Annotated in this window: 22 protein-coding genes, 1 tRNA gene and 1 other RNA gene; 22 read left to right on the top strand and 2 right to left on the bottom strand. The window is 54.0% G+C overall.

What is annotated here, in order from left to right:
• Positions 1-20: 20 nt before the first annotated feature.
• The 12 genes from hisA to VF260_03915 all read left to right on the top strand — a co-directional run bounded on the left by hisA (position 21) and on the right by VF260_03915 (position 12,407).
• Positions 21-761, top strand: a complete 741-nt coding sequence (gene hisA / locus VF260_03970) for a 1-(5-phosphoribosyl)-5-[(5-phosphoribosylamino)methylideneamino]imidazole-4-carboxamide isomerase (protein HEX7056342.1) — start codon at positions 21-23, stop codon at positions 759-761.
• A 1-nt stretch (position 762) separates the two neighbouring features.
• Positions 763-1,527 (top strand): imidazole glycerol phosphate synthase subunit HisF, encoded by a 765-nt coding sequence (hisF, locus tag VF260_03965; protein ID HEX7056341.1) that lies wholly within the window; start codon positions 763-765, stop codon positions 1,525-1,527.
• Between the two features lies 1 nt (position 1,528).
• The gene (hisIE, locus tag VF260_03960) at positions 1,529-2,260 is read left to right on the top strand and encodes a bifunctional phosphoribosyl-AMP cyclohydrolase/phosphoribosyl-ATP diphosphatase HisIE (protein HEX7056340.1); all 732 of its coding nucleotides are present in this window, start codon (positions 1,529-1,531) and stop codon (positions 2,258-2,260) included.
• Between the two features lie 134 nt (positions 2,261-2,394).
• The gene (locus tag VF260_03955; protein HEX7056339.1) at positions 2,395-3,345 is read left to right on the top strand and encodes a ribose-phosphate pyrophosphokinase; all 951 of its coding nucleotides are present in this window, start codon (positions 2,395-2,397) and stop codon (positions 3,343-3,345) included.
• A 98-nt stretch (positions 3,346-3,443) separates the two neighbouring features.
• The gene (locus VF260_03950) at positions 3,444-5,174 is read left to right on the top strand and encodes a tetratricopeptide repeat protein (GenBank protein HEX7056338.1); all 1,731 of its coding nucleotides are present in this window, start codon (positions 3,444-3,446) and stop codon (positions 5,172-5,174) included.
• Positions 5,175-5,202: 28 nt separating this feature from the next.
• Positions 5,203-6,153 (top strand): thioredoxin-disulfide reductase, encoded by a 951-nt coding sequence (gene trxB, locus VF260_03945; protein ID HEX7056337.1) that lies wholly within the window; start codon positions 5,203-5,205, stop codon positions 6,151-6,153.
• Positions 6,154-6,294: 141 nt separating this feature from the next.
• Positions 6,295-7,242 (top strand): ROK family glucokinase, encoded by a 948-nt coding sequence (locus VF260_03940; protein ID HEX7056336.1) that lies wholly within the window; start codon positions 6,295-6,297, stop codon positions 7,240-7,242.
• Positions 7,243-7,275: 33 nt separating this feature from the next.
• Complete coding sequence (rapZ, locus tag VF260_03935) at positions 7,276-8,163, top strand: RNase adapter RapZ (GenBank protein ID HEX7056335.1); 888 nt, start codon at positions 7,276-7,278, stop codon at positions 8,161-8,163.
• Positions 8,164-8,174: 11 nt separating this feature from the next.
• Positions 8,175-9,161 carry a YvcK family protein gene (locus VF260_03930; protein HEX7056334.1) on the top strand — a complete coding sequence of 329 codons (987 nt, stop codon included), beginning with the start codon at positions 8,175-8,177 and terminating at the stop codon, positions 9,159-9,161.
• 6 nt (positions 9,162-9,167) lie between these two features.
• Complete coding sequence (whiA, locus tag VF260_03925) at positions 9,168-10,115, top strand: DNA-binding protein WhiA (protein ID HEX7056333.1); 948 nt, start codon at positions 9,168-9,170, stop codon at positions 10,113-10,115.
• Between the two features lie 143 nt (positions 10,116-10,258).
• Complete coding sequence (locus VF260_03920) at positions 10,259-10,528, top strand: HPr family phosphocarrier protein (GenBank protein HEX7056332.1); 270 nt, start codon at positions 10,259-10,261, stop codon at positions 10,526-10,528.
• 130 nt (positions 10,529-10,658) lie between these two features.
• On the top strand, positions 10,659-12,407 hold the full coding sequence (locus VF260_03915) for a stalk domain-containing protein (protein HEX7056331.1): 1,749 nt from the start codon (positions 10,659-10,661) through the stop codon (positions 12,405-12,407).
• Between the two features lies 1 nt (position 12,408).
• On the opposite strand, the gene clpP is transcribed toward VF260_03915, so the two are convergent.
• Both clpP and VF260_03905 read right to left on the bottom strand, forming a co-directional pair.
• The gene (gene clpP / locus VF260_03910; GenBank protein HEX7056330.1) at positions 12,409-12,990 is read right to left on the bottom strand and encodes an ATP-dependent Clp endopeptidase proteolytic subunit ClpP; all 582 of its coding nucleotides are present in this window, start codon (positions 12,988-12,990) and stop codon (positions 12,409-12,411) included.
• Between the two features lie 162 nt (positions 12,991-13,152).
• Positions 13,153-13,224 (bottom strand) — tRNA-Arg (locus tag VF260_03905).
• A gap of 177 nt (positions 13,225-13,401) precedes the next feature.
• On the opposite strand from VF260_03905, the gene VF260_03900 reads away from it, so the two are divergent.
• From VF260_03900 to ssrA, 10 genes are all read left to right on the top strand, one after another.
• A complete protein-coding gene (locus tag VF260_03900; GenBank protein HEX7056329.1) occupies positions 13,402-14,433 on the top strand; it encodes a sugar-binding domain-containing protein in 1,032 nt (343 codons plus the stop codon).
• A 64-nt stretch (positions 14,434-14,497) separates the two neighbouring features.
• A complete protein-coding gene (gene gap, locus VF260_03895; protein HEX7056328.1) occupies positions 14,498-15,502 on the top strand; it encodes a type I glyceraldehyde-3-phosphate dehydrogenase in 1,005 nt (334 codons plus the stop codon).
• A gap of 49 nt (positions 15,503-15,551) precedes the next feature.
• On the top strand, positions 15,552-16,733 hold the full coding sequence (locus tag VF260_03890) for a phosphoglycerate kinase (protein HEX7056327.1): 1,182 nt from the start codon (positions 15,552-15,554) through the stop codon (positions 16,731-16,733).
• Positions 16,734-16,859: 126 nt separating this feature from the next.
• Positions 16,860-17,612, top strand: coding sequence for a triose-phosphate isomerase (tpiA, locus tag VF260_03885; protein HEX7056326.1), 753 nt, complete (start codon positions 16,860-16,862; stop codon positions 17,610-17,612).
• A gap of 1 nt (position 17,613) precedes the next feature.
• Complete coding sequence (gpmI, locus tag VF260_03880) at positions 17,614-19,179, top strand: 2,3-bisphosphoglycerate-independent phosphoglycerate mutase (GenBank protein HEX7056325.1); 1,566 nt, start codon at positions 17,614-17,616, stop codon at positions 19,177-19,179.
• Between the two features lie 33 nt (positions 19,180-19,212).
• Positions 19,213-20,505 carry a phosphopyruvate hydratase gene (eno, locus tag VF260_03875; protein ID HEX7056324.1) on the top strand — a complete coding sequence of 431 codons (1,293 nt, stop codon included), beginning with the start codon at positions 19,213-19,215 and terminating at the stop codon, positions 20,503-20,505.
• Positions 20,506-21,063: 558 nt separating this feature from the next.
• Positions 21,064-21,297 (top strand): preprotein translocase subunit SecG, encoded by a 234-nt coding sequence (secG, locus tag VF260_03870; GenBank protein ID HEX7056323.1) that lies wholly within the window; start codon positions 21,064-21,066, stop codon positions 21,295-21,297.
• 123 nt (positions 21,298-21,420) lie between these two features.
• Positions 21,421-23,745 carry a ribonuclease R gene (gene rnr / locus VF260_03865; protein ID HEX7056322.1) on the top strand — a complete coding sequence of 775 codons (2,325 nt, stop codon included), beginning with the start codon at positions 21,421-21,423 and terminating at the stop codon, positions 23,743-23,745.
• Positions 23,746-23,868: 123 nt separating this feature from the next.
• Entirely contained in the window at positions 23,869-24,348 is a 480-nt protein-coding gene (gene smpB, locus VF260_03860; protein HEX7056321.1) for an SsrA-binding protein SmpB, read from the top strand.
• Between the two features lie 101 nt (positions 24,349-24,449).
• Positions 24,450-24,818, top strand: a transfer-messenger RNA (tmRNA) gene (ssrA, locus tag VF260_03855).
• Positions 24,819-25,208: the final 390 nt, after the last annotated feature.

Raw genomic sequence — 25,208 nt, 5'->3', positions numbered from 1 at the left:
ACTTTTTGGAGGTACGCGGTTTGTCTACATTTACCATTTATCCGGCGATTGATATGTTGGGCGGGAAATGCGTTCGCCTTGTGCAAGGAGATTATGGCAAGGAAACGGTATATTCGGAAGATCCCGCGGAAGTGGCGAAGAAATGGCAGCGCGCGGGGGCTCGTTGGCTGCATCTTGTCGATCTGGATGGGGCGAAACAGGGAAAGCCCGTAAATGACCAATTAATCGGGCAAATCGTGAAAAGCGTCGATATTCCCGTGCAGGCAGGCGGCGGTTTGCGCACGCTGGCGGATGTGGAGCGGCTCTTGTCGCTGGGCGTCTCCCGCGTCATTCTCGGTACGGCGGCGATTGAAGACCGGGCGTTTACCGAGCGGGTGCTGCAGCTTTATGGCGATAAAACGGCAATCAGCCTTGACTGCCGCGACGGTTTCGTCGCCACGCGCGGCTGGTTGGATACGACGACAGTTAAAGCGGAACAACTGGCCCGGGAGCTTGCCGCCATCGGGGCCGAAACATTTATTTTCACCGATATTTCCCGCGACGGCATGATGCAGGGTCCGAATGTGGAAGCGATCGCCGCCTTGGCAAAGGCGGCCGGCAAACCGGTGATCGCCTCAGGCGGCGTCAGCCAGTCGTACGATCTGTTGGCGCTCTTTAACCGGGCGAACGACGGGGTAGCGGGGGCCATCGTCGGCAAAGCGCTGTACACGGGCGGCATCGATTTGGCCGAAGCGATCGAATTGTTGGAAGCGGGTGAGTGAAATGCTGGCAAAACGAATCATTCCCTGCCTGGACGTCAAGGAAGGCCGCGTCGTCAAAGGCGTCCGGTTCGTGAATCTGAAAGACGCCGGCGATCCGGTGGAACTCGCCGCTCTTTATGACCGGGAGGGCGCGGACGAATTGGTGTTTCTCGATATATCCGCCTCCCATGAAGGGCGCGAGACGATGGTGGAGGTCGTAAAAAAAACGGCGGGCGAAATCACGATCCCGTTTACGGTGGGCGGCGGCATCTCCACTGTCGCTGACATGAAGCGGATTTTGCGCGCCGGCGCGGATAAAATCAGCGTAAACACGGCCGCCGTGAAAAACCCGCAACTGATTGCGGACGGCGCGAAACGTTTCGGCTCGCAATGCGTTGTGGTGGCGATCGACGCGCGGTTTAACGAGGCGTGGGGAACCTGGGAAGTCGTGACCCATGGCGGGCGGACGGCTACCGGCATCAAGGCGCTGGAATGGGCGCAACAGGCTTGGCGGCTTGGCGCCGGGGAAATTTTGCTGACCAGCATGGACGCCGACGGAACCAAAAACGGCTTCGACATCCCGCTCACAAAAGCGGTTTCGCAGTCGGTCGGAATACCGGTCATCGCTTCCGGCGGCGCCGGCAAAAAGGAACATTTTTTGGATGTGTTTACCGATGGTTGCGCGGACGCGGCCCTGGCCGCTTCCATTTTTCATTATAAGGAATTGACGGTGGGCGAAGTAAAAGCCCATCTGCGCGATAAAGGAGTGGAAATCCGTGTCGGATAACATGGGCGCAATACTGGACCAGATCAAATGGGACCCGCAAGGGCTGATTCCCGCGGTTGTGCAAGACGCCGTCAGCAAAGACGTGCTGATGCTCGCCTATATGAACCGCGAGTCGCTTGAGCGGACGGTGGCGACCGGGGAAACATGGTTTTGGAGCCGCTCGCGCTCCGAATTGTGGCATAAAGGCGCAACGAGCGGACATACGCAGTCCGTGCGGGAAATCCGCTATGATTGCGATGCCGATACGCTGCTTGTGCAAGTTGTGCCGAATGGCCCCGCATGCCATACCGGCCGCAGGCATTGCTTTTACCGGCAGCTTTTCCCGCAAGCGGAGGATAAGGCAACCGGCGCGCGAACGGAAGCGGACGCCGCGAAACATCCGGCGGCGACGGAAAACGATCGCGGGCGAACGGTTGCTTCGCAGGAGCGATTCGGCATTCTGGCGCAGTTGGAGTCGCTGATTGCCGAACGGGAAGCGGAGCGTCCGGAGGGCGCCTATACCACCTATTTGTTTGAAAAAGGCCTGGACAAAATTTTGAAGAAAGTTGGTGAGGAAACCGCCGAGACCATCATCGCGGCGAAAAATAACGACAACGATGAACTGCGGTTTGAAGTCAGCGATCTGATTTTCCATCTGCTTGTGCTGCTAAGGGAAAGAAAGCTGCCGCTGGACGACATCATCGCCGAACTGACGGCAAGACACGTTCTGAAGCCGCAGGGGAAATTCCGTTAAAGCAAAAAAATGCGTTCGTTTGGTGTTTCGATTCGCCTTTTTGGAAAAAAGAAATCTGTCGGTTATAATGGAGGCAGCAAATTTTTTATGGGCTGTTCTCCATGCAGGGTCACATCATGCCTAGGAGGATAATCATGTCATTCAACAGATTGCGGATATTTTCGGGATCTTCGAATCCACAGTTGGTCGAACATATTTGTGAACAATTGAACCAGCCAATGGGCAAAATCAAGCTGTCGCGCTTCAAAAGCGGCGAAATTTATTGCCATTATCAGGAGTCGATTCGCAATTGCGACGTTTTTCTTGTCCAATCGCTGTCGCACCCGATTAACGAACATTTCGTCGAATTGCTGATCATGATCGACGCCGCCAAGCGTGCTTCCGCCCGTACCATCAACCTGGTCATTCCTTATTACGGCTATTCGCGCCAGGAACGGAAATCTTCTCCGCGGGAACCGATTTCGGCCAAAATGGTCGCCGACGTGTTGACCACCTGCGGAGCGGATCGCGTGATTACGATCGATTTGCATGCACCGGCGATCCAGGGTTTCTTCAATATTCCGGTGGATCATCTGACCGCGCTGGATTTGATCAGCGACTATATCCGCAAAAAGAATATTCCGAACCCGATTGTCGTTTCTCCCGATGCCGGCCGCGCCACCACGGCGGAACGTTTGGCGAGTACACTTGATTCGCCTTTCGCCATCATGATCAAAAAACGCCCGGAACATAACAAATCGGTTATCACCCATATTATTGGCGAAGTGGAAGGACGCACGCCAATCATTATCGAAGATATGATCGACACCGGGACGACCATCATCAACGTGGTCGAAGGCCTGAAGGAGAAAGGAACGGAAGACGTATACATATGCGCCACGCACGCCGTTTTTTCCCCGCCCGCATTGGAAAAACTGGACCATCCGGCCATCAAGGAACTGGTCGTCACCGACTCGATCGCCTTGCCCAAGGTGCATCCGGACCGTTTTAAAGTCATTTCGATGGCGCCGTTGTTGTCGAATGCGATCAAGATCATCATTGAAGGCGGTTCCATCAGCACGTTGTTCAAATACGGCGGCGTGTAACCTTTTGCCGGCATGTGTTATACTGAAGGCGGGTTTTCGCCATCGCGGCGACACTTCGGTGGGAATGCTGAAGCCTAGTTTGGAGGTGCCTTGCGAAAATGAACGACAGCAAATCTGCGGCACACGCAAAAAGCCGGAAGGTTATTCCGCTGCAAATGAACGCCGCGTTCTTTTTCGAGCGTGCCGTCCAATCGCTGGATCGATACCATTATGACAAGGCGTTAAAATATTTCCGCAAAGCGGTGGAATACGAACCGGACAACCCGGTCAATCATTGCAACATGGCCGGTGTGTTATCCGAACTCGGAAACTACGAAGCATCGAACGAGATTTTGCAAAAAGTGGTGGACGAGATCGATCCCAACATGACGGAATGTTACTTTTATATGGCGAACAATTACGCCAACATGGAGAACTACGAAGCGGCCGAGTCCGCGCTTGTGACCTATTTGGAAACGGATGTCGAAGGGCACTATCTGGAGGAGTCGGAAGAAATGATGGAACTCCTCAGCTATGAGCTGGCGCGTCCGACCAAACTGAAAAACATTAAAAGCAAAGAGAATTTGTTTGCCCACGATCGGGCGCGAAAATTGCTGGAAGAAGGCAATTTCGGCGAGGCCAGGCGCATTCTGGAAGCGTTGATTGCCCGTTGCCCCGATTTCCTGGCCGCCCGCAACAATTTGGCGCTGGCTTGCTTTTATCAAGGCAACCCGGGCAAGGCGCTCGAAATCGTCGAAGAGGTTTTGGCCCAGGATCCGGGCAATCTGCATGCGTTGTGCAACAAAGGCATATTCCTGTCGCATCTTGGCGATACGGAAAATTTGCCCGCGTTGCAGGCCAAATTGCGGGTGATCGATCCGCTCCATCACGAGCATGTGTTCAAATTGGCGACGACGCTCGGAATACTGGGGGAGCACGCGGCCGCATACCGGCACTTCAGGCGGCTTCTGAAAGCGGAAGACACGGAATTTGACGCTTACCTGTTTCATTACGCCGCCGTTGCGGCCTATAATACGGGGAGATTTTCCGAGGCGGCGCATTTGTGGAAACAGGCGGAAAGGCTTGATCCGGAATCGCAGGTGCCCAAATTTTACCTGCATCACATGCAAAGCCTGCGGGAAAATTCGGAGCATGCGGTTTTGAGCTATTACTACCACCTCCCATACGAGGAACAAATTCGCACGCTGGAGAAAACGCCCGCCAAGATCATGGAGCAAATCAGGAAGGACACGCTTGTCCGCGCTTCGTATTTTTGGGCTTTGCGCCACGGCGACGACAATACCAAGCTGCAGGTGCTGCAGGTGCTCGCGCTGTTACAGGACGCCGAAGTGGAGGAGGCGTTGCGCAAGTTTGTCATGCTGCCGCATGAAAACGACGATCTGAAAAAGATTGCGTTGTTTGTTTTGCGCAGCATGGGTGTAAGGGAAACGATCAAAGCGCATATTTATGGAAAAACGGCTGATTTTCCGCCGCGCCCCCATTCGCCCGCGCTGCCGGTATGGGAAGAGGAATGGCAGCGCGTCATCGACGAAGCTTTGAACCGGATGGGACACCGCTACGACATCGTGCAAAAACACGATTTGCAGACGCTGTGGGTGGAGTTTTTAAGCCGCACATACCCGGACGTGCCAAGGCTCATCAAGCCGGAAGGCTGGGCGGCGGCGCTTGAATATTTAACGGCGAAAATGCACCGCAGGAAGCAGACGTTGAATGATGTTGCCGTCAAGTACGGCGTATCCGTCGCGACTGTCCGCAGGCGGGCGCAAATGATTGATGACGTATGCCGCCTGAATGAAAAGATGAAATCGATCTATTCGCAGTTCACATAAGAGGATGGAAAAGGGAGGAATGTGCATCATGAGACAAACAGTCATTGTCGGAACGGGGCCTGCCGGATTGACCGCCGCGATTTATCTTGCCAGGGCGAATCTGAAGCCTTTGGTAATCGAAGGTCCGGAACCGGGCGGGCAATTGACCACAACGACGGAAGTGGAAAACTTCCCCGGTTTCCCGGATGGCATCATGGGGCCGGAACTGATGGACAACATGCGCAAGCAGGCCGAGCGCTTCGGCGCGGAATTCATCCGCGGATGGGTCAACTCGGTCGATTTATCCAAGCGCCCCTTCAAACTGACGATCGAAGGCGGCCAGGCGGTTGAAACGCAAACGCTGATTATCTCGACAGGCGCATCAGCGAAATATTTGGGCATTCCGGGCGAAAAAGAAAACATCGGACGCGGCGTCAGCGCATGTGCGACGTGCGACGGCTTCTTCTTTCGCGGCAAGAAAATCATTGTGGTGGGCGGCGGCGATTCGGCGATGGAAGAAGCGACTTTCCTGACCCGCTTCGCTTCGGAAGTGCGCCTTGTGCATCGGCGCAACGAACTGCGCGCCTCGAAAATTATGCAGCAGCGGGCGCGGGAAAACGCCAAAATTGTTTGGTCGCTTAATGTGACGCCGCTCGAAGTGATGTCCGGCGACAGCGGGGTGACCGGGCTCAAGGTTCGCGATAACGCCACCGGGCAAGAAAGCGTGCTTCAAACCGACGGCCTTTTCGTCGCGATCGGCCACTCGCCGAATACGGCTTTTCTTGCAGGTCAGGTGGATACCGATGAATTTGGTTATATTAAAGTCAAACCCGGCACAGCGCAAACGAATGTCGCAGGAGTTTTTGCTTGCGGGGATGTGCAGGATCGCCGCTATCGGCAAGCGATCACGGCGGCGGGAAGCGGTTGTATGGCGGCGCTCGATTGCGAAAAGTTTCTCGAAGGCGAGGCCGTGCAAGGCTTTCACCATACCGCATCGTAACCCGGGACAGGCCAGGATACAGCATAAACGACGTGGGATGGGAACATTCCACGTTTTTTAAATCCTTGACCGATTGCGCGGCCTTGCCTTATAGTGGGGGACAGAGCAACCTTTTAAAAATGCGTTTTGGGGTGACAGGAAATGTCGGATCAAGTTTATGTCGGTGTCGATCTTGGCGGCACCAACATTAAAGTGGGAATTTGCGACCAGGACGGTAATCTCTTGCACAAAATGGAGGGGCCGACTGAAGCGGAAGGCGGGGCAAACAAAGTGGTCGAAAATATCGCCCGTTATGCGCATCAGCTCGTGGATCAATCTCCATACCGTTGGGAGCAGGTTGCCGGGATCGGCACGGGAATTCCCGGTTTTACGGATGTTAAAAACGGGATTGTCAAAATGGCCCCAAACTTGCTATGGAAAAATGTGCCAATCAAAAGCATGCTGGAAGATTTGCTGCAAAAAAAAGTGCGGATCGACAATGACGCGAATGTGGCCGCCCTTGGGGAAGCCTTAAGCGGAGCGGGTAAAGGGATTGACCATATCGTTCTGTTTACGTTGGGAACCGGCGTGGGCGGCGGAATTATCAATAACGGCAAGATCGTCCAGGGTTTTTCCGGCGTAGCGGGAGAATTGGGACATTTGCAGGTGGTGCCCGATCTGGAGGCCATCCAGTGCGGCTGCGGCCAAATGGGCTGCGTGGAGACGGTATCGTCCGCAACCGGCATCGTCCGGATGGCGAAAGACGCGGTGGAGCGCGGCGACCGTACACAGCTGAATCTGTTGGAAACGATCACCGCCAAGGATGTGTTTGACGCGGCCAGAGCGGGCGATGAAGTGGCGCTGCGCATCATCCAGCGCGCCGCTTTTTATCTGGGGAAAACGATGGCGATTATCGCCCTGTCGGTCAATCCCGAACGCTTTATCATCGGCGGCGGCGTATCGCGCGCCGGAGACGTGCTGTTTGACCCCATTAGGGAATACTTCCTGAAATATACGCCCGAACCGGCAAGGGAAGGAGTAAGCATCGTTCCCGCGCAGCTTGGCAACGATGCCGGCATGATCGGCGCGGCGGGGCTGTTGTTGCGCTGATTAATGCGGCAGCATAGGGGAGGGAGTTGCACGATGTTGGACATAAAAACCCCATCCAAACTGGTGATTATTTCCGGAATGTCCGGGGCGGGAAAGACGATTGCCGTACAGAGTCTCGAAGACCTCGGTTTTTTTTGCGTGGATAATTTGCCGCCTGTGCTCATTCCAAAATTTGCCGAATTAATCGAACAATCGAAAGGACGCATCGGCAAAGTCGCTCTGGTGATCGATCTGCGCGGGCGGGAATTTTTCACCGCCTTGGCGGAGGCGTTGAATTATTTGAAAGAAAACCAGACGATCTCCTATGAAATTGTGTTTCTCGATGCCACCGACGCGGTGCTTGTGCAGCGGTATAAGGAAAGCCGCCGCAGGCATCCGCTGGCGCCCGAGGGGCTCCCGCTGGAGGGCATCATGCTGGAGCGAAGGCTGCTGGAAGAGTTGAAAGGGATGGCTACGCAGGTCATCGACACGTCCGGATTGAAGCCGATGCAGCTGAAAGAGCGGATAGTGGAGCGTTATCATCAACTTCATGTCAAGACAATTGTGGTCAATGTGATTTCATTCGGTTTTAAATACGGCATTCCGATTGACGCCGACCTCGTTTTTGACGTGCGGTTTTTGCCCAATCCGCATTACATCGAGCATTTGCGCCCGCTGACAGGCATTCATTCGGACGTGTATGATTACGTGATGCGCTGGCCGGACACGCAAATTTTTTTGCAAAAATTGTTGGATATGCTGAATTTCTTGATCCCGCAATATTTGCAGGAGGGCAAAGGCCAAATCGTGATCGGGATCGGCTGCACGGGAGGGAAGCATCGCTCTGTCGCCATCGCCGAATATCTCGGAAAAATGCTGGATAACAACGAAACGGAAATGATCAAGGTCAGCCATCGGGACGCTGATCGGGATCGGCAATAAGAGGTGAAGGGATGAAGACGGGAGCGGGGGGAAAGAAGCCGCCCAAAATCGTCGTGATTGGCGGCGGCACCGGTTTGTCCGTCATGCTGCGCGGGCTGAAGGAAATGCCGCTTGAGATCACGGCGATTGTGACGGTTGCCGATGACGGGGGAAGCTCGGGCATCTTGCGTTCGGAACTGCACATACCGCCTCCGGGAGATATTCGCAGCGTGTTGATGGCGCTGGCGGACGTGGAACCGATGCTGACGCAGTTGTTGCAATACCGGTTTTCCGCCGGCAACGGGCTCGCCGGGCATAGCCTGGGCAACCTGATATTGGCCGCGATGAAGGACATTACCGGCGATTTCGTCGCCGCGGTGAAAGAATTAAGCAAGGTGCTCGCCGTCCGGGGGCGCGTGCTTCCGGCGGCGGACCACGCGATCGTCCTGAAAGCGGAGTTGGAAACCGGCGAAATCGTAACCGGCGAATCCAATATTCCGAAAGCGGGCAAAAAAATCAAACGGGTTTTTATTGAACCGGCGGATGTATACCCGCTTGAAGAAGCGGCGGATGCTTTGCACGAAGCAGATGCGATCATCGTCGGTCCGGGCAGCCTGTATACGAGCATCATGCCGAACCTGCTCGTGCCGAAGCTGGCGCGTATTTTAACCGCTTCGCAAGCGTTGAAAATTTTTGTCTGCAACGTCATGACACAGCCCGGCGAAACGGACGACTATACCGTGGGCGACCATTTGACCGCATTGTATAATCACATCGGCAATCATATATTCGATTATGTTATTGTCAACAACGGCGAGATTCCCGAGCAAATATTGGAGCAATACGCCGAGCAGGGAGCGCGGCCCGTCGGGCTGGATTTGGGCGGGGCGGCCGGCAGCGGCATTGCGGTTATCGCCGATCAGCTGGTCAAATACCACACATATTTGCGGCACGACGCGGAAAAATTAAGCAGGCACATCATGCGGCTGATAGACGGATGGATGGCCGAGAAGAGGTGAAGCGCGATGTCTTTTGCGGCGGAGACAAAAAAAGAATTGACGATGATCGAGGATGAGCCGTGCTGCGAAAGAGCGGAATTGTCCGCGTTAATCCGGATGAACGGAACGGTGAAGTTGTCGTCGCATCAGCGCGTCGTGCTGGATATTTCGACGGAAAACGCGGCGATCGCGCGCCGGATTTTTACCTTTATCAAAAGAATGTTCGGCATTCAGGGCGAATTGATTGTCAGCAAGAAGATGCGGCTGAAGAAAAACAACATTTATGCCGTGCGCATTCCGCATCGCGTGCAGGAAGTGCTGGCCGAGCTGTTCATCGTATCCGAAGGGTTCCAGTTTACGCCCGGCATTGACAAGCGGATCATCAGCAAACCGTGCTGCAAGCGGGCATATCTTCGCGGCGCGTTTTTGGCGGGAGGGTCGGTCAACAATCCGGAGGGAGCTTCTTATCATCTGGAGATCGCCTCGATGTATGAAGAGCATTCCCGCGCATTGTGCGGGCTCGCCAACCGGTTCAGGCTGAACGCCCGCTGCATCGAACGAAAAAAAGGGTTCATCTGCTATATGAAGGAAGGCGAAAAAATTATCGAGTTTTTGAGCATTATCGGCGCCCACCAGGCGTTGTTCCGGTTTGAGGATGTACGGATTATGCGGGATATGCGCAATTCGGTCAACCGCATTGTCAATTGCGAAACGGCGAACCTGAACAAAACGATCGGCGCTTCGGTAAGGCAAATCGAGAACATCCGCCTTCTGGAAAAAGAAATCGGATTGGAGAACCTTCCCGACAAGCTGCGCGAAGTGGCGGAAATACGCCTTACCCATCCGGATATGAATTTGAAGGAAGTCGGCGAGTTGCTGCGCGATAAAGTAAGCAAATCCGGCGTAAACCATCGCTTGCGAAAAATTGAGGAAATGGCCGAAAAGATCCGCAACAAGGAATCATTTGGGAAATAATTTGGAAATAATCCATCTGATATAGTGCTTCGTGCATATACATGTTATAATAAAATGAGCTTATGCAATATCATTCAACGTAGCGGTATGCAACATTCACACATAGATAAAGCCTGGATAAATCGAAATGGGGGTATCCATTGATGACGAGAAGACCTGTTGTCGTGAAATTGAAAACGGGACTTCATGCAAGGCCGGCAGCGCTTTTTGTGCAAGAAGCCAACAAGTATTCGTCGGAGATTTTTGTCGAGAAAGAGGATAAGAAAGTCAATGCCAAAAGCATTATGGGCATTATGAGCCTCGCTATCAGCGCGAATACGGAAGTGGCCATCAGCGCGGAAGGTTCGGACGAGGAGCAAGCTGTAACCGCTTTAGTGAATTTGGTCAGCAAAGAGGAATTGGACAACCAATAAAAGGAAAAGCGGATGTTAGCGGAAAGATCGCTTTTTTGCGAAACCTTTTCTATGGATGTTGCGTTTACACTTACGTGACATTTAGAAAAGGTTTTTTAATTGCCGGAAAAAGATGGGAGACGGTGAGAATATGAAAAAGAACTGTTTGGCCGCGGCGGTTGCCGCTTTATTGCTGTTGGCCGGTCTCATTCCCGCGTATGCCGTGTCGGCGACAACGACAACCGTTGTGTTGTACATCGGCAAGCCGACCGCGTTTGTCAATAACGAAGAAGTGCCGCTTACCGCTCCGCCCACGGTCGCAAACGGCAGGACTTACATGGATCCGAACTTCTTTGTCGGCAGGTTGCCCGTATCGGTGAAGCGCGACGCGAAGGCAAAGCGCATCGAACTGCAAGTGGCCGAAACGAGCGCCGTCCTGAATCTTACGGCAAAGCTGGCGCGCATCAACGGCGCGATGGTGCCTTTGGGCGATCTGGCGATTACCGGCCCAAACGGTGCCATCCTCGTGCAATTCGCCTGGATGATGAAATTGTTGAAGCTTGATTATGTGTATGAACCGGAGAACGGCCGCATCACGATTACGTATATCATCAAACCCGACGGCTTGATTGACCGGGCGACGGGAAATTCCAAACCGGTGGCGAAATTCGCCTTCGGCAAATCCACCTACCGCATCGGAGAACCCGTCGAGATTTTCGATTACAGCTATGACGCGGATGGAGAAGGCATCGTCGCCCACGAGTGGACGGGAAAAAAGGATGCGTATTTTAAACCGGGAACGTACCCGGTGTCATTGAAAGTGCAAGACAGAAAAGGAAATTGGAGCGATGTGTACACCAAAAGCGTCACCATATCCGCTGAACCGTATGTGACGCAGGAACAATATCCTTTTTACTTTCAGCCGCCGGAGTCGGCCATTCAAGTGGACTTCGATACGCTGCTCGAGTATAAAAGCGTGCCGTCGCTAACGGTAACGGCGAATGCGGACAACACAAGGCCGCTATTGCTGAGTGACAGTCCGGAGACGATTACGCAATTCGGCGTTTTATACCGGGATACGGTTGACGGAAAAGCGCGCTTGTACGCCCACCATATGAACGGAATGGATGAGAACATCAAGTTCGCCATTGTCGCAACGAACACTAGCGATCATGAAGTTACGGTGAAAACGACGAATAAAGGGGAAGTGTACCCGTCCATCTATGCCGCTTTGCTTGGCCACCAGGCAACGCTGGACTTTCAGCTGCAGGACAAGGCGGAACAGCAATTGGTTTTGCCGGCCGGTTCCACGCATTTTTACAGCTTGATGCCGGATTTTGCGCCCGGGTACGGCATGAATGCGATTTACGATGTGGAAACGGACGGGCCGGTTACGTTTCGGTTTGTCGCGATGCATCCTGCCGACACGCTTGACGATGTGGCAAATCTTCCGGATTTGCCCTACAATAACAACGTTCGCGGGACGTTCGCCACATCGCGGCTGAATTGGCATGTCGACATGGCGAATATGAATGGTCCGTCCAAATTGGTGATCGGCGACAACAGCGCCGACAAATTCGTCGCCGGGTTTGACGCCGTTTCGCAAACGGAACGCGTCAATTTCGGCAACTATGGAGTTATTTACAATATCCACGCCGAACGGCCGCCGAAAATGGCCATTTTGCTTATTACCCGCGGCGGACTGTACAAAGGCCCGATCAAAATCAACGGCCGGTTGGTGATGGTGCCGAAATCGGGGGTGTTGTCGCCGTATGACGGGCTTTATCTGTTGGCCAGAACCGACGGCGCGGAGAAATCGCTCGACATTGAATTTACGCCGTCCGCAGGCTCCTCGCTGCCGGTAAACCTGTTGTTTTATCCGTTAAAAGAGCTGGATTGATTCAGACTTTTTCGATCACCTTGTCGATAATGCCGTATTCTTTCGCTTCATACGCGGTCATAAAGTAATCGCGGTCCGTGTCCCGTTCGATTCGCGCGAGCGGTTGGCCGGTCCGTTCGGCAAGGATGCGGTTTAAGCGGTCGCGCGTGCGCATGATATGTTTGGCGCGAATCGCGATATCCGTCGCTTGCCCTTCGGCGCCGCCCAGCGGTTGATGAATCATGATCTCGCTGTTCGGCAATGCAAACCGTTTGCCTTTTGCCCCGGCATTGAGCAGGAACGCTCCCATCGAAGCGGCGAAGCCTACGCAGATTGTGGATACGTCGGGTTTGACGAATTGCATCGTGTCATAAATGGCCATGCCGGCGGTAACCGATCCTCCGGGGCTGTTAATGTACAGATGGATATCTTTTTCCGCATCTTCCGCCGTCAGAAACAGCAATTGGGCAATGACCGTATTGGCGACCACATCGTTGATCGCGCTCCCCAGGAAGATAATCCGGTCCTTCAGCAACCGCGAGTAGATGTCGTAAGATCTTTCTCCGCGGTTGGTTTGTTCAACGACCATCGGCACGAAATTCATGTTTTCTCCTCCTCAAAAGCTTCCTTCAGGAATTATCATATACCAGTCGCGGTGAAAGGTCAAGAAAGGTCAAACCGTGGTTAAAAAAATAACAGCCGACGGCTGGAATTTTCATCGATTGCGCATACTACTGCTGCGCACGCTACAGCAGAATTCGAATGACGCGCCCGCGAGGAATCGAACCTCGATCTCAGGCTCCGGAGGCCTACGTCATATCCATTGGACCACGGGCGCAAACAAACAGCATAGGTTATTATATGACAGGCCAAAGCAAAAATCAAGGGAAAGGTTTACCTTGATTTTTTACTTCGGTTTCAATAAAATATAGCTGCGGGACATAAAAAGTATATCCGGGACATTTTATGACCAGCAAATCATGACAGATAAAAGGCTAGCCACCGGAGTGATGACATGAGAACGCTATTGGACATCCAAAAGCATCTCCTGCCTGACTTGATGGAAGTCATGAAAAAGCGCTACGAAATTTTGCATCTGGTCATGCTGTCCGGCACGGTTGGCAGAAGGGTTTTGGCGGGTTCTCTCGGGATCAGTGAACGCGTCTTGCGGGCGGAAGTCGATTTTTTGAAAGTTCAAGGTTTGCTTGACATCGACAACAGCGGCATGCGCATCAGCCCGGCCGGCAAACGGTTGCTGCAACAGTTGGAACCCTTGATCAAGGAATTGTTCGGCTTGACGGAAATGGAAGAAGCGATCAAAAGCCGGTATGGCTTGCGTCAGGTTGTTGTCGTACCGGGCGATGCGGACAATTCCCATATCGCCAAGAAAGAGCTGGGCCGCGCGGCGGCCGGCATTTTGCGGAAGATCGTGGAAGAAAACGACGTAATTGCCGTGACCGGCGGATCGACAATGGCGGAAGTCGCGCTCTGGTTAACGCAAACGCCCAATATGAAGGGGAACTGGTTCGTGCCGGCGCGCGGGGGCCTCGGCGAAAGCGTGGAGTTTCAGGCAAACACCATCGCTTCGGATATGGCGAAGCGAACCGGCGGTCAGTACCGGATGCTGCACGTTCCCGATCATCTGAGCGAAGAAGCTTACCAATCGCTGAGCCAGGAACCCAATATCCGCGAAGTAGTCGCTGTCATCCGCAGAGCCCGGATCGTCGTGCACGGTATCGGCGACGCCATCCGCATGGCGAAACGGCGCAATTCCGACGCGTTGACGCTGCAAAAGCTGCGGGAAGAAGGCGCGTTGGCGGAAGCGTTCGGTTATTACTTCAACCGGGCGGGCCAAGTCGTGCATAAAATGCAGACATTGGGGCTCAGGCTGGAGGACATACACCAAACCGAAGCGGTGATCGCGGTGGCGGGCGGAACCAGCAAAGGCCAGGCAATTGCGGCGGTGCTTCGGTACGGACGCGAAAATATTCTGGTGACGGACGAAGCCGCGGCGCAGGAGATTATCAAGGCAAACGGGTTAAGTTAAGCAAGTTAAATTTTAAGTAAGTGAAGTTTTTGACAAACATTTATATAATCAAGGAGGAGTTTCCATGGTTAAAGTAGGGATTAATGGATTTGGCCGTATCGGCCGAAATGTGTTTCGCGCAGCGCTCAACAATCCGGAAATCGAGATTGTCGCCGTCAACGATTTGACAGACGTTAAAACGTTGACAAACCTGTTGAAGTATGATTCCACGCACGGCAAAATCGCTGCAACCGTAGAAGCCGGCGATGGGGCGATCATCGTCAACGGCAAACCGGTCAAAGTATTCGCCGAAAAAGACCCGGCGCAGCTTCCCTGGAAGGATTACGGCGTGGAAATCGTTATCGAATCGACCGGCCGTTTCACCGACAAGGACAAAGCCGCCGCTCACTTGCAAGGCGGCGCCAAGAAAGTAATTATCTCCGCGCCGGCCACCAACGAAGATATTACGATTGTCATGGGCGTGAACGAAGACAAATACGACCCGGCAAAACATACGGTTATTTCCAACGCCTCTTGCACGACGAACTGCCTGGCGCCCTTCACCAAAGTACTGGATGACAATTTCGGCGTTGTCCGCGGTTTGATGACAACTGTTCACTCCTACACAAATGACCAGCAGGTATTGGACTTGCCGCATAAAGACCCGCGCCGCGCCCGTTCCGCCGGTCAAAATATCATCCCGACCTCGACCGGCGCCGCCAAAGCGGTAGGACTTGTGCTGCCGCACTTGAAAGGCAAATTGAACGGCATGTCCATGCGCGTGCCGACGCCGAACGTTTCCGTAGTCGACCTGGTAGCCGAATTGCGGACAAACGTTACGGTTGATTCGGTCAATGCCGCTTTGAAAGCAGCTGCGGAAGGCGCTTTGAAAGGCATTCTGAACTATTCGGAAGAACCGCTTGTATCGAGAGACTACAACGGCGATCCGGCCTCTTCCACGATCGACGCCCTTTCGACCATGGTCGTCGGCGACAATATGGTGAAAGTCGTTTCCTGGTATGACAACGAATGGGGCTATTCCAACCGGGTGGTTGACCTTGCCTTGTATATTGCCAGCAAGGGTCTGTAACATTCGCATCCGTTAAAAAAGATCATCTCCCGGAAGGAGTGGTTCGCACATGGACAAAAAAAGCGTTCGTGATGTGAATGTTCAGGGGAAAAGAGTATTTGTCCGCGTCGATTTCAACGTGCCGTTGGAAAACGGCGAGATCACCGATGATACCCGCATCCGCGAAACGTTGCCGACGATCCGCTATTTGATCGGGCAAGGGGCGAAACTGATTTTGGCGAGCCACCTTGGCCGCCCGAAAGGGAAAGTGGTCGAAGACTTGCGCTTGAATCCGGCAGCCAAGCGGTTGTCCGAATTGTTGGGCAAACCGGTGGCCAAAGCGGACGAAGCAATCGGCGACAACGTGAAAGCGAAGATCGCCGCGATGCAAAACGGCGATGTGCTGGTTTTGGAAAATGTCCGGTTTTATCCCGGCGAGGAGAAGAACGACCCCGAGTTGGCCAAGGCGTTTGCGGAATTGGCGGACATCTACGTGAACGACGCGTTCGGTGCGGCGCACCGGGCGCACGCTTCCACCGAAGGAATCGCCCATCATCTTCCGGCCGTATCGGGGCTGTTGATGGAAAAAGAAATCGCGGTGCTCGGCAAGGCGCTGAAAAATCCGGACCGGCCTTTTACCGCGATTATCGGCGGCGCCAAGGTGAAAGATAAAATTGACGTTATCAACAATTTGCTTCAGATTGCCGACAATATTATAATTGGCGGTGGATTGTCCTATACGTTTTTGAAGGCGCAGGGCTATGAAGTCGGAAAGTCGCTTGTCGACAACGAAAAGATCGACCTTGCGCTCGATTTTCTGCGAAAGGCGCAAGAGCGGGGCGTTCGCTTTATGCTTCCCGTCGATGTGGTGATCGGGGACGACTTCAGCGCCGCGGCCAACACGCGGGAAGTCGGCATTAACCAAATCCCGGCGGATTGGGAAGCGCTCGATATCGGCCCGAACACCCGCAAGCTGTATGCGGACGTTATCAAGCAATCGAAGCTGGTTGTATGGAACGGCCCGATGGGCGTGTTCGAACTGGAACCTTTCGCAAACGGAACGAAAGCGGTGGCCGAGGCTTGCGCGCAAACTGCCGCGTACACCATAATCGGCGGCGGAGATTCCGCGGCGGCGGTCGAGAAATTCCGCCTGGCGGACAAGATGGACCATATCTCCACCGGCGGCGGCGCGTCGCTGGAATTTATGGAAGGCAAGGCGCTGCCCGGCGTGGTGGCTTTGAACGACAAGTAAGCCAGGATAACGCCGTGTTCGATTCATAGCATGTTTTATGGCACGATACAATTTTACGCTGGCCCGCCGGACTAACGCCTGAGCGTTAAGTCTGGCGGGCAGTTTGGCGGAAAGGAGTTGCTTTGGGTGCGAACGCCTATTGTTGCAGGCAACTGGAAAATGTTCAAAACGGACAAGGAATCGGTCGATTTCATCCAGGCGGTGAAAGGAAAAGCGGAAATCTCCGGGGTGGAGAGCGTCGTATGCGCGCCGTTTACCAATCTTTCGGCGCTCATGGCTGCTGTTAAAGGCACAACGTTGAAAGTCGGAGCGCAAAATATGCACTGGGAGGAAAGCGGCGCTTTCACCGGCGAAATCAGCGGCCCAATGCTGCAAGCGCTCGGCGTCAACTATGTGATTATCGGCCACTCCGAGCGCAGAGCTTATTTTGCCGAGACGGACGAAACCGTGAACAAAAAGGCGCATGCCGCTTTCAAGTATGGCTTGACCCCGATTATTTGCGTCGGCGAAAAGCTAAACGAGCGCGAAGCGGGAAAGACGAAAGACATTTGCAAAACACAAACGGAAGCGGCGCTAGCCGGATTAACCGCCGCACAGGCGGCTAAAACGGTGATCGCTTACGAACCGATCTGGGCGATCGGCACCGGCAAATCGTCCACGGCCGATGACGCGAATGAAGTGATCGGCCATATCCGCAATGTTGTGAAAAACATGTTTGGCGAGCAAACGGCGGCGGCGATCCGCATTCAGTACGGCGGCAGCGTGAAGCCGGGCAATATCCGCGAATTCATGCGGCAGCCGGAAATCGACGGCGCGCTTGTCGGCGGAGCAAGCCTTGACCCGGCGTCATTCATTCAGCTTGTCGAGGGGGCTAAGTGATATGGCAGCTGGCAGACCAAAACCGGTCGCGCTCATCATCCTTGACGGTTTCGGACTTCGCGCGGAAACGCAGGGCAATGCGGTGGCGCAGGCGAACAAACCGAACTTCGACCGCTACTGGAACACTTATCCGCATACCACGCTTACCGCTTGCGGCGAAGCCGTGGGGCTTCCCGAAGGGCAAATGGGCAACTCGGAAGTAGGCCATTTGAATATTGGCGCAGGCCGCATCGTGTATCAGGATTTGACCCGAATTACCAAGGAGATCCGCGAGGGCGCATTTTTTGCCAATGAAACGCTGCTCAAGGCTGTCCGCCACGCGAAAGACAACGGCAAGGCGCTGCATCTTTACGGCCTGCTGTCCGACGGCGGCGTACATAGCCATATCGGCCACTTGTATGCCTTGCTTGATCTGGCAAAAAGGGAAGGCTTGCGCGACGTATACATTCACGCGTTTTTGGACGGCCGCGACGTGGCGCCGGACAGCGCAAAATATTATATGGAGCAGTTGCTGCAGTACATCAATAAAGTCGGCGTAGGTAAGGTTGCCACTGTGCAGGGGCGGTACTACGCGATGGATCGCGACAAGCGCTGGGATCGCGTGGAAAAATCGTACCGCGCGATGGTGTACGGCGAAGGCCCGCACTATACCGATCCCGTTAAAGCGATCGTTAAGTCGTATGAAAAGTCGGTTTACGACGAATTTGTCCTGCCGACCGTCATCGTGAATGAAGCGGGCGAGCCGGTCAGACTTGTTCAATCCGAAGACGCCGTCATTTTCTTCAACTTCCGCCCCGACAGGGCGATACAGTTGTCGAATGTGTTTACCAACAAAGACTTTTCGGCGTTCGACCGCGGACCGAAATTTCCCGAGCGTTTGCATTTTGTCTGCATGACGCTGTTCAGCGAAACGGTCGACGGGTTTGTCGCCTACAAGCCGAAGGAGTTGGACAATACGCTGGGCGAAGTGCTGGCGCAGCACAACCTGACGCAACTGCGCACCGCCGAGACGGAAAAATATCCGCACGTCACGTTTTTCTTCAGCGGCGGCCGCGACGTCAAGCTGCCGGGCGAAACCCGCGTTTTGATCAATTCGCCGAAGGTGGCGACATATGACTTAAAGCCGGAGATGAGCGCGTACGAACTTGCGGAGTCGACGGTGAACGAAATCAAAAAAGGCGTCCATGACGTGATCATCCTGAATTTTGCCAATCCGGACATGGTCGGGCATTCGGGACTGCTAGAGCCGACGATCAAAGCGGTGGAAGCAACCGACGCGTGCCTGGGCAAAGTGGTGGACGCCATTCAGGCGCAAGGCGGCGTGGCGATCATTATCGCCGACCACGGCAACGCGGACATCGTCCGCGATGAACAGGACCGCCCGCAGACGGCGCACACGTTAAGCCCCGTGCCGTTTATCGTCACAGACAAGAATGTACGGTTGAAAGACGGCGGCATTTTAGCCGATGTGGCGCCTTCCATGCTCACGTTGCTGGGTATTGCGCAGCCAAAGGAAATGACCGGCCAGTCCATGATAGTGGAAAGAACCGGCCCCCTTTCGATATAATAGGCTTGAGTTGAAAAAGGAGAGACGCAAACGATGACAATGATTTCGGACATTTACGCACGTGAAGTGTTGGATTCGCGCGGCAACCCCACCGTCGAAGTGGAAGTGGCGCTCGAGTCGGGAGCAAGCGGGCGGGCAATCGTGCCGTCCGGCGCATCCACCGGCGCACACGAAGCCATAGAGCTTCGGGACGGCGATAAAAGCCGCTATCTGGGAAAAGGTGTGCTGAAAGCGGTCGGCAACGTCAATGACATCATCGCTCCGGAGATCATCGGTTATGATGCGCTTGACCAGGTGGCAATCGACCGCAAGATGATCGAACTCGACGGCACGCCGAACAAAGGCAAGCTGGGCGCCAACGCGATCCTTGCCGTTTCGCTCGCTGTCGCCCGCGCCGCCGCCGATGCGCTTGCCGTTCCGCTTTACGCCTACCTTGGCGGGTTCAACGCCAAGACGCTGCCGGTGCCGATGATGAATATCGTGAACGGCGGCGCGCATGCCGACAACAATGTGGACGTGCAGGAATTCATGATTCTGCCGGTCGGCGCGCCGACATTCCGCGAAGCGCTGCGGATGGGCGCGGAAGTGTTCCACAATTTGAAAGCCGTTTTGAAAGACAAAGGGCTGAACACCGCTGTCGGCGACGAAGGCGGATTCGCCCCCAACCTGAAATCCAACGAAGAGGCGATCGCCACGATTATCAGCGCGATCGAACGCGCCGGTTACAAGCCCGGTACAGATATTTTCCTCGGCATGGATATTGCCTCCACCGAATTTTTCAAAGACGGCAAATACCATCTGGAAGGCGAAGGCAAATCGTTCACGTCGGCGGAATTTGTCGACTTGCTTGCTTCGTGGGTGGACAAGTACCCGATCATCACGATTGAAGACGGCTGCGCGGAAGACGACTGGGAAGGCTGGAAGCTGCTCACTGACCGTCTTGGCAGCAAAGTGCAGCTTGTCGGCGACGACTTGTTCGTTACCAATACGACGCGTCTGTCGCAAGGCATCGAGCGGGGTATCGGCAATTCGATTCTGGTGAAAGTAAACCAAATCGGTTCCTTGACGGAAACATTCGATGCGATCGAGATGGCCAAACGAGCCGGATATACGGCCGTTATATCGCACCGTTCGGGCGAAAGCGAAGACAGCACCATCGCCGACATCGCCGTGGCGACGAACGCCGGACAGATCAAGACGGGTGCGCCTTCCCGCACCGACCGCGTGGCCAAATACAACCAGCTTTTGCGCATCGAGGACGCGCTTGCTTCGACCGCGCAATACGCCGGAAAATCCGCGTTCTACAACCTGAAAAACTTTAAATAAGCAAGCGATCCAATGCGTGCGGTCTTCCTTTGTCGGCAAGGGAAGGCCGCATTTTATCAGCCTGGCAGCCCGTCGGCGAGGTGGCTTGGCATCCAGGCGGCCCAGTCGCAGAGCATCATGGCTGACGGGCAGCTCAGTCGTCGGGCGTTCTGACATCCTGGCAGCTTAGCAGCCCAGTCGCCGGGCAGCCCGGTACCCTGGCATCCGGCCAATTTTACTTTTAAGAAAATGTATGTGAAAAATCAAACATAATTTTCTAAGAACTCGATTTTTTGGCGATTTTATGTGGAAAATCATACATATTTAGCAGGGGTTTGCAAATTCTACACAAATATATGTGAAAAATAACATATATCAAGCAAAAACGCCGGCTTTTACAAAAATATATGTGAAAAACCATATATATTGGATGCGGATCCAATTCTGGATTATAGCTGATGATTACGATTTGTTGACGTTCATTCGCACTCTGTGATAAAATGATACTGCTGTTTTTATGCGCATGTTCGGATTTAGCCTGTACAGGCGGCCGGTTTCAGGAGGTGGAATGCAATGGTTTTGAATTTGGTCTTGAAAATTATTCTGATTATATCGGCATTGGCACTTATTGGTATCGTATTGTTGCAGAAAGGAAAAAGCGCGGGGCTGTCGGGCGCCATTTCCGGCGGTGCCGAGCATTTGTTCGGCAAGACGAAAGCCCGCGGGTTGGACTTGCTTTTGCATCGCTTGACAATTGTAATGTCTGTATTGTTCCTGGGCCTTTCGCTTGTGATTTCCTTTTTCACCCAGTGACGGCCAAGTGTATTGGAAAGCCAACAACGAACCTTGCAGCAGGCGGGCATTGTTTCCCCTGCTGTTTTTTATTTTTGGAAAGGCGCAAACTAAACATAAAGGTTTTTTAAAAGGTGCGATAAAATGATAACGGAAGAACAACTGGTGGAGTTTATGACGGAATTGGCTTATAAGCCAATGACGGTGCACGAATTGGAGGAACAACTTGGAATCGCCGACGCCGAACAATTCAAGGCGCTGGTCAAAATGCTCAATGATTTGGAATCGGCCGGGAAAATATACCGGACGCGCGCGGACAGATATGGCATACCGGAACGGATGAATCTGCTGCGCGGAAAACTGCAAGCGCATCCGAAAGGTTTTGCGTTTCTGTTGCCGGATGAGCCCGGGCATCCCGATGTATATATCCATGCCAATGATTTAAAGGGCGCCTTAAACGGTGATGTCGTACTTGTCCGCCTCGCGGGGAAATCCCACGCGGTTAAAAAGCTCGAAGGCGAAGTGGTGCGCGTCATAAGCCGCGCCAACGCGACGGTGGTCGGTACGTTCCGGCTGTTTGCCGGCTATGCGCTGATTGTGCCGGACGACAGACGGTTGGGGCGGGATATTTTTATTCCGGGCAATGCGTTTAAAGGCGCGGTCGACGGACAAAAAGTAGTGGTCAAAATCACCGGCTACCCGGATGGAAGGTCTGCGGCGCTTGAGGGCGAAGTAATCGAGATATTGGGCCACAAGGATGATCCCGGCGTCGATATTTTGTCCATTATTCGCAAATATGAACTGCCGGAGGCGTTTCCCGCCGAAGTAATGCGGGAGGCGGAGCGTGCGCCCGATGCGGTATCGCCGGAAGAACTGAAAGGACGGCGGGATCTGCGGGGACTTAAGATTGTGACGATCGACGGGGAAGACGCCAAGGATTTGGACGACGCGGTGCATGTCGAACAACTGCCGAACGGGCATATCAGGCTGGGCGTGCACATTGCCGATGTCGGCCATTATGTGCGGGAGAATTCGGCGCTTGATAGGGAAGCGTACTTGCGCGGTTGCAGCGTCTATTTGGTGGATCGGGTGATTCCGATGTTGCCGCACCGATTGTCCAACGGCATCTGCAGCTTAAACCCGCGCGTCGACCGGTTGACGCTGTCGTGCGTGATGGAATTTGACGATGAGGCGCAATGCGTTAGCCATGACATTTTTCCCAGCGTGATCAAGACGGCGGAGCGGATGACGTATACGAACGTGCGCAAAATTTTGGTCGATGAAGATGAAGAGGTGATTGCGCGCTATAGCCACCTGGTTGATGATTTTCGCTTGATGGAAAAGCTTGCCTTGCGGCTGCGCGCGGCACGGATGAAGCGGGGGGCAATCGATTTCGACTTGGCCGAGTCGAAGGTGATCGTTGACGAGAACGGCAAGCCGACGGATGTTGTCAGGCGGGAGCGCAGCATTGCCGAACAAATCATCGAGGAATTTATGCTCGCGGCGAACGAGACGGTAGCCGAACATTTCCATTGGTTGAAGGTGCCGTTTTTGTTCCGGATTCACGAGGAGCCGGACGGCGACCGGCTGATGCACTTTCTGGAATTTATCGCGAACTTCGGCTACGCGGTAAAAGGGCGCGGCAACCATATTCACCCGCACGCGCTGCAGACGCTGTTGGAGCAAATCAAGGGCACGAAGGAAGAGACGGTCATCAGCACGGTCATGTTGCGCTCGATGAAGCAGGCGAAATACGCCGCGCAGAGCTTGGGGCACTTCGGTTTGGCGACGGAGTTTTACACGCATTTTACCTCGCCGATTCGGCGCTACCCCGATCTTGTCATCCATCGGATTATCCGCGAAGTCATCGAGAACGGAGGTCTTGCGGCGGAACGGCATGACATTTTGGCGGAGAAAATGGAGGATTTCGCCAGGCAGTCGTCGGAGCGGGAGCGCATCGCGGTCGACGCCGAACGGGAAACGGCTGATCTCAAGAAGGCGGAGTTCATGCTGGACAAGGTTGGGGAGGAATTCGAGGGCATCATCAGCGGTGTGACGAATTTTGGCATTTTCGTGGAGCTGCACAACACGGTGGAAGGGTTGATCCGGTTAAGCGGCATGACCGATGACTACTACCATTACCACGAGGCGCATCATGCGTTGGTCGGCGAGCGGACGTCGAAGGTGTACCGGATCGGCGACGAAGTGAAGGTGCGCGTGGCAAACGTCAATGTCGACGAGCATACGATCGACTTTCAGATGGTTGAAAGCAAACCGCGCAAGCAGGATGCGGCTTCACGGCCTGTATGGGCGGAGCATGACGGCGAGCTTCGGGCGGAAAAAAGGCGTGGCAAGCGACATGGGCGCGGCAAAGGCGGAGTTGCTACCGGCGGTGTGATCGCGAAAAAGAGGCGCCATGCGGAGGCAAAAGGCAAGGCGAAACGCGGCAAGGCGCGGAAGAGGCGATAAACTGCGGCGGCGGTGGCAGTGATGACGGATTTTTTTATACAGATTCGCCTTGATTTATATTGGTCGCCCTGCTATACTGAACGCTGATTACCGCACACAGCACCGGCGGGAGGAGGCGGGAAAATGGGCAAAAAGAATGACGACAAACCGCTCGCGCAAAACCGCAAAGCGGCGCACGATTATTTTATCGAGGATACGTATGAAGCGGGGCTTGTGCTGACCGGCACGGAGATCAAATCGCTGCGCGGCGGCAAAGCGAACATCAACGACAGCTTTGCCACCATCCGTAACGGGGAAGCGTTCATTCACAACATGCACATCAGCCCGTTTGAGCAGGGCAACCGCTTCAATCCGTCCGATCCGACGCGGGCGCGCAAGCTCTTGCTGCACAAAGCTGAAATCAACAAGCTGCTGGGGAAATCGAAGCAGGAAGGCTATACGCTTGTGCCGCTCAAGGTATATGTCAAAAACGGCTACGCCAAACTGTTGATCGGCCTGGGGCGCGGGAAAAAGCTGTATGACAAGCGCGAAGCGGAAGCCAAACGCGACGCCGCGCGCGACATCCAGCGGGCGCTGCGCGAACGGCAGAAAATGCCGCGGTAGTCAGGTTTGTGCCCGATCTTCCAGCAGAATTTCGGGCGGCTGATCGGTTTGCCGTGTTATAATAATGGTAGCCGCACTTAGCGCGGCGAAATATCCGATACGGGGGCGTTTTTGGATTCGACGGGGACAGTTCGAGCATGAGCAGCGGGTAGCGGGGTCGCGCACGCTTTAACAACGCGAAAGCCAAATTTAAACGGCAAACAACAACAACCTTCTCTGGCTCTGGCTGCCTAATAACAGCCTCCAGGCTCCTGCCCTCCATCGCCCATGTGGCGGGATAGGGGCTCAACTTTAGTGGGCTACGCCGCTTGGCCTCCGCCTGGGGCTGACGGAAGAAGACAATCAGGCTGACCTTGATGGTAGCCGGTGACGGGGCGACCATCCGGGTGACATCAAATCCGTTGCTACACCCGTAGAAACTTGTGTGGCGTTGTCTTCGGACAGGGGTTCGACTCCCCTCGCCTCCACCAATACCATCAGAAAAGACACCGCGTTAGGTGTCTTTTCTGCGTTTTCGGTAATTGTGGTGGTTTAAAAAACTTGTGGTTATTGGGTTTTTGCCTTTTCTGACTCTGAATAAGAAATATCTCTGATGGTGTACGGGGCGGTGCCACACTGTATACCAGTTTTAATGTCATCCAATAGACGGGCTCGCTCCTTCAACCGTTCCGTTAGAACGCGTCTTGGTCAAACTGGGTTTTCATTTTTAAAAGGTTCAGCATGATTGTTTAACGGTTGAAAATTGTTCGATTAGTTTACGTGATTTTGTAAAAATGGTTCTAAACAATATTTATAATCTCACATCGTATTAGTATCTATCGAATTTAGTATAGTAGAGATCTCATCCAATTTATTACAAA

The sequence above is a fragment of the Bacilli bacterium genome, assembly GCA_036381315.1.
Taxonomy (GTDB): domain Bacteria; phylum Bacillota; class Bacilli; order Paenibacillales; family KCTC-25726; genus DASVDB01.
This window is presented reverse-complemented; position numbering and strand designations above follow the sequence as displayed.